The sequence below is a fragment of the Nocardioides coralli genome (assembly GCF_019880385.1).
Lineage (GTDB): Bacteria > Actinomycetota > Actinomycetes > Propionibacteriales > Nocardioidaceae > Nocardioides > Nocardioides coralli.
In genome coordinates, this window is sequence record NZ_CP082273.1 from 1046883 (window position 1) to 1055329 (window position 8447).

Annotated in this window: 9 protein-coding genes; 5 read left to right on the top strand and 4 right to left on the bottom strand. The window is 74.6% G+C overall.

Translation table 11 applies throughout. From position 1 onward, the window contains the following. The first annotated feature begins 45 nt into the window (after positions 1-45). Both K6T13_RS05110 and K6T13_RS05115 read left to right on the top strand, forming a co-directional pair. The gene (locus K6T13_RS05110) at positions 46-900 is read left to right on the top strand and encodes a hypothetical protein (RefSeq protein ID WP_222897446.1); all 855 of its coding nucleotides are present in this window, start codon (positions 46-48) and stop codon (positions 898-900) included. 25 nt (positions 901-925) lie between these two features. Then, a complete protein-coding gene (locus K6T13_RS05115; RefSeq protein ID WP_222897447.1) occupies positions 926-1306 on the top strand; it encodes an MGMT family protein in 381 nt (126 codons plus the stop codon). Here K6T13_RS05115 and K6T13_RS05120 read toward each other — a convergent pair. Genes K6T13_RS05120 through K6T13_RS05130 form a run of 3 tightly spaced genes read right to left on the bottom strand, consistent with a single transcriptional unit; the run spans position 1233 to position 4755 of the window. After that, on the bottom strand, positions 1233-2627 hold the full coding sequence (locus K6T13_RS05120) for a YlbE family protein (RefSeq protein ID WP_222897448.1): 1395 nt from the start codon (positions 2625-2627) through the stop codon (positions 1233-1235). The genes K6T13_RS05115 and K6T13_RS05120 overlap by 74 nt on opposite strands. After that, a complete protein-coding gene (locus tag K6T13_RS05125) occupies positions 2624-3997 on the bottom strand; it encodes an AllF/FdrA family protein (RefSeq protein ID WP_222897449.1) in 1374 nt (457 codons plus the stop codon). Before K6T13_RS05125 ends, K6T13_RS05120 begins: the two co-directional genes overlap by 4 nt. Next, on the bottom strand, positions 3994-4755 hold the full coding sequence (locus K6T13_RS05130; RefSeq protein ID WP_222897450.1) for an oxamate carbamoyltransferase subunit AllH family protein: 762 nt from the start codon (positions 4753-4755) through the stop codon (positions 3994-3996). Before K6T13_RS05130 ends, K6T13_RS05125 begins: the two co-directional genes overlap by 4 nt. A gap of 78 nt (positions 4756-4833) precedes the next feature. On the opposite strand from K6T13_RS05130, the gene K6T13_RS05135 reads away from it, so the two are divergent. From K6T13_RS05135 to K6T13_RS05145, 3 genes are read left to right on the top strand one after another with little or no spacing between them, the layout of a single operon-like run. Continuing rightward, complete coding sequence (locus K6T13_RS05135; RefSeq protein WP_222897451.1) at positions 4834-6093, top strand: PucR family transcriptional regulator; 1260 nt, start codon at positions 4834-4836, stop codon at positions 6091-6093. Next, on the top strand, positions 6090-6431 hold the full coding sequence (locus K6T13_RS05140) for an alpha/beta fold hydrolase (RefSeq protein ID WP_222897452.1): 342 nt from the start codon (positions 6090-6092) through the stop codon (positions 6429-6431). The genes K6T13_RS05135 and K6T13_RS05140 overlap by 4 nt, the downstream gene beginning before the upstream one ends. Then, positions 6422-7018: an alpha/beta fold hydrolase gene (locus tag K6T13_RS05145; RefSeq protein WP_222897453.1), complete on the top strand. Its 597-nt coding sequence runs from the start codon at positions 6422-6424 to the stop codon at positions 7016-7018. Before K6T13_RS05140 ends, K6T13_RS05145 begins: the two co-directional genes overlap by 10 nt. On the opposite strand, the gene K6T13_RS05150 is transcribed toward K6T13_RS05145, so the two are convergent. After that, positions 6917-8335 (bottom strand): HNH endonuclease signature motif containing protein, encoded by a 1419-nt coding sequence (locus K6T13_RS05150; protein ID WP_222897454.1) that lies wholly within the window; start codon positions 8333-8335, stop codon positions 6917-6919. The two genes, K6T13_RS05145 and K6T13_RS05150, sit on opposite strands and share 102 nt — an antisense overlap. Between the last annotated feature and the right edge of the window lie 112 nt (positions 8336-8447).

The following is an 8447-nucleotide window of genomic DNA, read 5'->3' on the forward strand; positions in this document are numbered from 1 at the left end:
CAGGCCCCGTCCGTCACCGGACGGGGCCTGTGTCGTTGGCCGGACATGCAGCTGCGGACACCCGCTTCCCTGGTCGCCACCGCCTCGCTGGTCTTGGCAGCGCTCCTCCCGACACCGGCGGACGCAGGCTCCAGGGCCGGCCGCTGGGCCGCCCCCGAGCAGGCCCCCATCACGCCGGGCGTCCAGATGTTCACCCGCGGTGCGCAGTGCACCGGCAACTTCGTGTTCACCGACGCCGCGCGCCGCGTCTACGTCGGCTACGCCGCCCACTGCGCCGGCACGGGCGAGGCCACCGACATCAACGGCTGCCGCAACCCCTCGCTACCGCTGGGGACGAAGGTCCGCTTCGCCTCGGGGGCGACGGCGGCAACCGGCGGGACGACCGTGGGTCGCGGCCGGCTCGCCTACAGCTCGTGGGAGACGATGCAGGCCCTCGGTACGACGGGCCACCACATCTGCCACGGCAACGACTTCGCGCTGGTCCGCGTCGGGAGGAAGCACGAGGACAAGGTCAACCCGACCGTGCCGTTCTGGGGCGGCCCCACGGGCCTGGCCGGTGCGCCCGGCGCGGGCAGGCAGGTCCACAGCTGGGGCGAGTCGAGCCTGCGCCCCACCACCGTCCTCTCGCCCAAGACGGGGGTCTCGCTCGGGACCACCTACGGTGGCTGGGCCTTCGACGCCTACACGGCCACGCCCGGGGTCCCGGGCGACTCCGGCAGCGGCGTCCTCGACGACCGTGGACGCGCTGTCGGGAGTGTGTCCACGGTCGCCGTCGCCCCCTTCGCCGGCAGCAACGGCGTCGGCACCCTCAAGCGTGAGCTGGCCTTCGCCCAGCGGTGGTCGGGCATCCGGGGGCTGCGCCTCGTGAGGGGCACCGAGCCGTTCGCCGCCGTCCCGTGACACGCGACGAGGCTAGATTCGGCGCGTGTCCCCACGCGTCGACCCGGAGGAGTACGTCGAGCTCGTGCTGCGGTGCGCCGAGCAGGTGCCGCGCGGCCGGGTGACGACGTACGGCGTCATCGCCGAGGTGGTCGGCGCGCTGCTGGGTGGTGGGGGACCGCGCCAGGTGGGTGCGGTGATGGCCCGCCACGGTGGACCGGTCCCGTGGTGGCGGGTGGTCCGCTCCGACGGCTCGCTGCCGCCGAGCCACCAGGACGCGGCGCGGCAGGCCTACCTCGAGGAGGGCACGCCGCTGCGTCCGTCGGGCAACGTCGACCTGGCCCGGGCCCTGGTCAGGCCGACGCTCGCCGGGCGAGCTCGGCCAGCCGCGCCAGGGCCTGCGGGAAGATCTCGGCGGGAGGCGTGACCAGCCCGGCGCCGACCTGACCCACCCCCGCCTCCTTGCCGGCCATGCCGGTGTTGATCTGGGGCAGGATGCCGGTCCGGCACACCCGGGTGACGTCGATGCCGGTGGGGACGCCCTGGAAGTCGAGGACCGGCACCGACCAGCGGGGGTTCTCGGCGAGGGTGATCTCGTGCATCCGTCGCGTCGTGGCCAGCGCGTCGGGCACCGACCCGCCGACGAAGCGGACGATGGCCGGCGCGGTGGCCATGGCGAACCCGCCGATCCCGGCGGTCTCGGTGATGGCGGAGTCGCCGATGTCGGGGTTGGCGTCCTCGGGCCCGAAGTCGCCGAGGAAGAGGCCGTCGGCCAGCTGCGCGGGGCCGGTGAACCACTCGTCACCGGTGCCGGACACCTGGATCCCGAAGTCGGTCCCGTTGCGTGCCATGGCCACCACCATCGTGGACCCCGGCACGTCGCGACCCGCGTCGAGCGCGAGCTTGCAGGCAGGCATCGCCAGGTTGAGGAAGAAGTGGTCGTTGCCCCCCATGAAGCGCAGCGCCTCCGCGACGTCCGCGCCGTCGAAGCCGCTGGTGACCATGGCGGGGGAGAGGTCGCGCAGCAGCATCAGGGTGCCGGCCCGGTTGCGGTTGTGGGCCTCGTCGCCCATCTGCAGCATCTGGGTGAGGATGCCGGTGACGTCGACCGGGCCGGTCTGGCGCACGGCTGCCTGCAGCAGCGGCCCCAGCACCTCACTCATCCAGCGCAGCCGCTCGAGCACCTCCGGGCCGTAGGCGCCGTAGCGCAGGACCTTGCCCAGGCCCTCGTTGAGGGTGCAGTGCGTACGCCGACCCGTCGCCGGGTCCTCGAGGACGAACATCCACATGGACGGGGTGACCACGCCGGCCATCGGTCCCACCGCACCGCGGTGGTGGCACGGCTCGAGGCTCACGCCGTCGCCGCGCTCCAGCAGCGCCATCGCCGAGTCGGGGTCCTCGGCGAGCCCCTCGAGGACGGCGCCCCCCAGGAGCGCGCCGCGCAGCGGGCCCGAGGCGCGGTCCCAGGTGATCGGGGGCCCGGCGTGGAGGAACTGCCCACGCTCCAGCCCGACCACCTCGGCAGCCGGAGCCACGTCGACCAGGTGTGCGGTGACCCCGAGCATCGCCTCCACGGCGCGGCGGTTGGCGTCGTGGCGCCTCGGGTCGGCGGCGACGACCGCCAGGTCGGCCTCGGTGCCGGCCATCGGGGGTCGCCACGCGACCCGCTCCACCTCGACGGCCTGGCCGGCCACGGCCTCGGCGAGCAGGTCGGCACCGGCGGCGACGACGCGGTCGGGCGCCTTCATCGGCCACCTCCGCCGATCTCGAGGGCCCGGCGGGTGGCCGAGGCGTTGGACAGGTGGACCTCCGCGCCGGCCGCCACGAGTGCCGAGACCTGGCGTGGTCGGTCCTGGGGGTCGAGGCCGGTGCCGACGACGCTCACCACGACGGGAACGTCGAGGTCGGCCAGGACAGGGGCGAGGCCGGCGGCCGGGTCGGGCTCGGCGCCGTGGCCGAGTACGACGTCGAGCAGCAGCACCCCGGTCTCCGGGTCGGCGGCCGCGCGCCGGAGGTGCTCGAGCCTCAGGGTCGGGTCGATCATGGGGTGGGCACGGCCCTCGGTGTAGTCGTCGTCGCCGAAGTCGACGAACGTGTGGCCCTCGCCCCCGGCGATCAGTCCAGCCTCGCTGCACAGGGTGCCCCCCACGAAGAGGCCGCGGACCAGCCCGCCGGAGCCCTCACGGGTCGAACCCTCGACCGGCCACGTCGGTACGTCGCTGCCGAGCCGTGCCAGCACCCGCTCCGCCGCCGCGGTCAGGTCGGGACGGCCAGGCCCGAGGAGGGCCATCTCGACCGGGGTCGCGAGGCCGGCGGCGTACTCCTCCACGCGGGCGGCTACCTCGTCGGCGGGGGGCTTGGAGACCAGCACGATCAGGTCGACCTCGTCGTCGGCGTCCAGCCGCCGCAGCGCCTCGAGGGTCGCCAGTCCGCCGACCTCGGCGGAGAGGTCGCGGCCCCCGACGCCGAGGGCGGAGCCGACGCCGACGCCGGCGTGGTCGAGCAGGGCGAGCAGCTGCTGGCAGCCGGTCCCGGAGGCGGCCACGATGCCGACCGGTCCCGGGCGTGTCGTGTTGGCGAACCCGAGCCCCACGCCACCGACCACCGCCGTGCCGCAGTCGGGGCCCATCACGAGCAGCTGCCGCTCTGCCGCGACCCGCTTGAGGGCCACCTCCTGCTCGAGGGGGACGTGGTCGCTGAAGACCATGACGTCGCACCCGGCGTCGAGGGCGTCCATCGCCTCGACCAGGGCCGAGGGGCCGGGCACCGAGACCAGGGCCAGGCCCGGACGTCCCGCGAGCGCGGCCGCCGTGGTCCGGGGCGGCTGCTCCTCCCGGGCACCGGAGGGACCCCGGGCCGGTGCCAGGGCCCGGTCGACCGCGGCGAGCGCCTGGTCCAGGTCGCCGTCCTCGCCGAGGCGGAGGGCCACCACCATGTCGTTGGGCGAGGCCTCCGGGACGTCGAACCCCAGGCCCTCCAGGACCTCGAGGTTGAGGGGGGTCGCCATGGCGACCTGGGCGGTGAGGACCCCGGGGGTGCCCTGGACGTCACGGCTCACCTGGAGCAGGGTCACCGAGTCGGCGTAGGCACCGGGTCGCAGCTCGACGTGGTCGGTCACGCAGCCTCCTGGAGCTGGTCGAGGGCGATGAGCGCGCCCTGGTGGAGGCCGGCGCCGGAGGTGGCGCCGACCCGGTGGAGGGCCCGGGCCCGGTCGGCTTCGTCGGGGGTCCCGAGCGCGGCCACCCAGGCGGCGTACTCGGGCAGCACCTCGCCGTGGGCCGCGCAGTCGAGCAGGGTCGCCGAGAGCAGCGTGGTGCGGGCAGCGTGTGCGCGGACCGCGTCGTCGACCTCGGGGGACGCGATCCCGGCCGCCCGGTGGAGCGCGACCCAGCCGGCGAGCACGTCGTCCCCGAGCGGGGTCAGCCCCTCACCACGCCCGATCAGCCTCGGCACGGCAGCCGCGTCGATGCGGCGGTCGGGGAGGTGGGTGGCGACGAACCCGGCCACCGTGGTCGGGGGGGTGACCTGGACGGTGGCCGGGCACGCCGTGTTGCGCGGGAGCTCTCCGTCGCCGAGCCGCGGCACCCGGGGCGCCTCGAGGCGACCGACCGGCAGCGGTGTGCTGCCGAGGTGGAGCGTCCCACGCTCAAGGTACGCCGCCGGTCGTCCCGGCCGGTGGGGAACGGGCAAACCCTGTCCGGGGGGCAGCCGCAGTGCGTTGGGGACCCGGGTCACGCCGGTGGTGACCACGCCCACGCACCAGCCCCCGACGTCGACGTAGAGCGCCCCTCCGGTGTGGTGGAGGACCGGCAGCGGCCCGTCGGCGGCTGCCGACAGCCGGTCGCGCACACGCGGAGGTGCGGCGACGGGGATCACGCTTACCGACGCTAGTGCGCGGCCGATACGTTGGCGATGTGAGGTTGTGCCAACGTCGAGCGGATTCGAGGGCAACTCGTGATAACCGACCATGAGGCCAGTGCCGCCCTCGCCCGCGTCGACGCCCTGCACACCGCGCTGACCCACATCGTGCTGGAGGGCGGTGACCTGGACCGGATCGCCGCCGAGGTCGCACGGGTGCTGGGGGCCGGTGTCCTGTTCTGCTCGACCGACGGCCGGGAGCGCGCGGGGCACCTCGACGACGACCACCGCAGCGCCCTGGAGCGGGCCGACCTGGTCGACCCGACGGGCCGGGTCCGCGTCGAGCGGGTGGGGGCCGACGGCGCGCCGGTGGACCAGGGGGAGGTCCGCGCGGCGCGGGTCGCCGCGGGCGGCTCCGACCTCGGCCGGCTGGTGTGCGTGCGTCCCGGGGGTGCGATCCCCGAGGCCGACGTCCACGCCCTCGAACGCGCGGCCACCGTCGCGGCGCTGCTCATCACCCGCGAGGAGTCGATCACGGCCGTCGAGAACAAGTACCAGGGCGACTTCCTGCGCGAGCTGTTCGCCGGCCGGGCCCGCGACGCGACGTACGTCGAGGAGCACGCGGAGGCCTTCGGCTGGCACCTGGACCGGCCGTTGGTGGCCGTCGTCGCCGAGCTCGACCCGCCGGACCCGGACGTGGAGCAGCCGACGAGCCTGGAACGACGTCGCTGGCAGAGCCGGTTCTCGGCGGCGTGGCGGCAGGTCACCCAGGCGGTCGATCCGGGGGTCCCCTCGGTGGACTTCTCCTCCGAGGTGGTCTCGCTGCTCCCGGTCACGGGCGCGGCGGAGGCCCACCCCGGCGAGGAGGTGGTCGGCCGGGCGGTGGCCGCCGTGGCCGGCGACAAGGGCGGCGGCCGGCGATCGTTCTCCGTGGGGGTCGGCCGGGTGGCCGCGTCCCTCGACGAGCTCGCCGACAGCTACGGCCAGGCCCGCCGGGCGGTCGAGGTCGGCCGTCGGGTGCGGGGGACCGGCTCCACGACGTACTTCGACCAGCTGGGGCTGCACCGCCTGATCGCGCTGGTCCCCGACCAGGCCGAGCTGCGCGCCTTCGCCCACGACGTGCTCGGGCCGCTCGCCGAGCGCACCGCCGCGGCCGCCGACCTGCGCGAGACGCTGCAGGTGCTGCTCGACACCAACTTCAACGTCGCCGAGGCCGCGCGGCTGCAGTTCTTCCACTACAACACGATGCGCTACCGGGTCGGTAAGCTCGAGCGGCTGCTCGGGCCGCTGTCGTCGGACCCGCACCTGCGGCTCGACGTCGCCGTGGCGCTGCGTGTGCTGGAGATCAGCGGATGATTCTCGCCCACGACGACCTCGGCGCGGGGCCACCGGTGCTGTTGCTGCACTCGGGGGTGACCGACCGTCGCATGTGGGCGGACGTCGCACCCGCCCTTGCCGACGACTACCGCGTGGTGGCACCCGACCTGCGCGGCTTCGGTGACAGTCCGCTCCCGGGGGAGCACTTCACCGACGTGGCCGACCTGGTGGTGCTCCTGGACAACCTGGCCATCGACCGGGTCGCCGTCGTGGGGTCGTCGCTGGGTGGTCGGGTCGCCCTCGAGCTGGCCACGGCGCATCCCGAGCGGGTCTCGGCCTTGGTGCTGTGTGTGCCGCCCTGCGCGGCGTGCCGCTGACCGCGTCGGCGCGGGCCTTCGGGGAGGAGGAGGACGAACTGCTCGAGGCCGGCGACGTCGACGGGGCCGTGCGGCTCAACGTCGACACCTGGCTGGGGCCGGAGGCGTCGCCCGGGACACGCGACCGGGTGTCGACCATGCAGCGACACGCGTTCGACGTCCAGCTGGCGGCGGAGGGGAGCACACCCGAGCCCGAGCGCGGCGTGGTGGACGTCGAGCTCGCCGCCCTCGACATCCCGGCGGTCGTCGTCGAGGGCGGACACGACATGGATCACTTCCGGGCGGTTGCACGGCTGCTGGCGACCCGGATCCCGGGGGCTCGGCACGTGACGCTCCCGTGGGCTGGTCACCTCCCGTCGGTCGAGCGGCCTGGGGGAGGCTGCTGCCCTGCTGAGGGAAGCACTGCGCGGTGTGGGGTCCGGCTTCGACGCCTGACTGGACACGCTCACGGCCCCGCCCTGTGGTGGGCGGGGTGTGGGGCGGGGTCAATCTCGCGGAGGTGGGTGCTGCTCGGGCCGGCCGTCGTCCGCGGGATCGATCGCGGTGGTGCCGGTGTGGTCGCGGAGGTAGTGGTGGCCGTGGGGTGAGGTCCACCGGTAGGTGCCGGGTTCGGGGGTTTCGTAGTGCCAGTGGCCGTGGGTCTTGTGGCGGTGGTGGCGTCGGCACAGCGGCGCGATGCCGTGGCTGCAGGTGTGGGGCTGCTCGGCGTAGGGCCGGATGTGGTCGTGGTCGCAGCCGTGGGCCTCGGGGTGGAGGCGGCGGGCGGGTCGGGTGCAGTGGGGGAAGACGCAGGTGAGGTCGCGCAGGGCCACGTGCTCGGTGATGCGGTGGGGGATCTCGTACTGGTCGACGTGGACGTGCTGGTTGAGGTCGATGACGGGCTGGACCACCAGGTGGGTGTCGGGGTGGCCGCACCAGTCGCGGATCTGGGTGGCGGTGACCGGCTTGCGGGTGGTCTCGCAGCGACCGATCCCGTCGCCGGTGCTGGTGAGGGCGTCGGTGCTGAGGTGGAGGTAGAGCACCGTCTTGCGGACCGGTGTGCGGGTGGGGGCCGGGGGTTTCGTGGCTCGCTGCGCTCGCACCTCAACCTCCGACCTCGAGCCCCCAGCCTCCGGCGGGGTGAGGTCGAGGGTGAGCTGGCGGCGGGCGAGCTCGCCGACCGCGAGGGCGCGGCGCTGGTCCAGGGTCGCCTCGGAGCCGAGGTCGGCCAGCTGGGTGGCCAGCCCACGCACGGCGTCGTCGAGGTCGATCGCGTCGGCCAGGTCGAGCTCGCCGGTGACGTAGGCGGTGCCGTCGAAGGAGACGTGGTTGCGGTCGACGGTGAAGTGCCGCCGGTCGAGGCCGTCGCGGCGGCGTTGTTCGGCCTGGTCGGGCATGAACCGGCCGATCGCCTCCTCCACGAGCCGGTCCAGGGCCGTGGGGCGGATCTTGTGGGCCACCGGGGCGACGTGTTGGTCGACGAACGTGGCGGCTTCGGGGGTGAGGTCGGCGCCGATGGTGGCGTCGGCGACCCGGCGGGCCTTCCAGGCCGGCAGGTCCCCGGCCACCACCCGTGCCCACAGGCGGGGGAGTCGGTAGCGGAGCTCGACGGCCTGGCCGAGGTAGTGCTTGCCGGCCTCGGTGGAGAGGCCGAGGGCGGCGGCGTACTCGGCGACGCTGAACTCTGCCACCAGGGGGGCGCCGGGGCCGGCGATCGGGATCACGCCTTCCAGGCCGGAGCGGAAGGTGTAGGTCTCGGCGTCCTGCACGCTCTCGGCGGGGTGGATGATCGCCCACTGCACCGCGAGCTGGAGCTTGCGGGCCTCGGCGCGGTCCGCGGCCGCGGTCTCGGCCCGCGCCGCCGCCAGCACCCCCGCAGCGTCATCCGGCAGGGTGCCGGGCTGCTCGGAGGTGGTGATCGCCATGACCCCTACTCAAGCACTCACCACTGACACCAACCCCCGTGGTTGAGCGGTTCTCCACACCCCGGACCAGGGTCTCGACAGGCTCGACCTCCGTGGGGTCGAGACGGTGTGA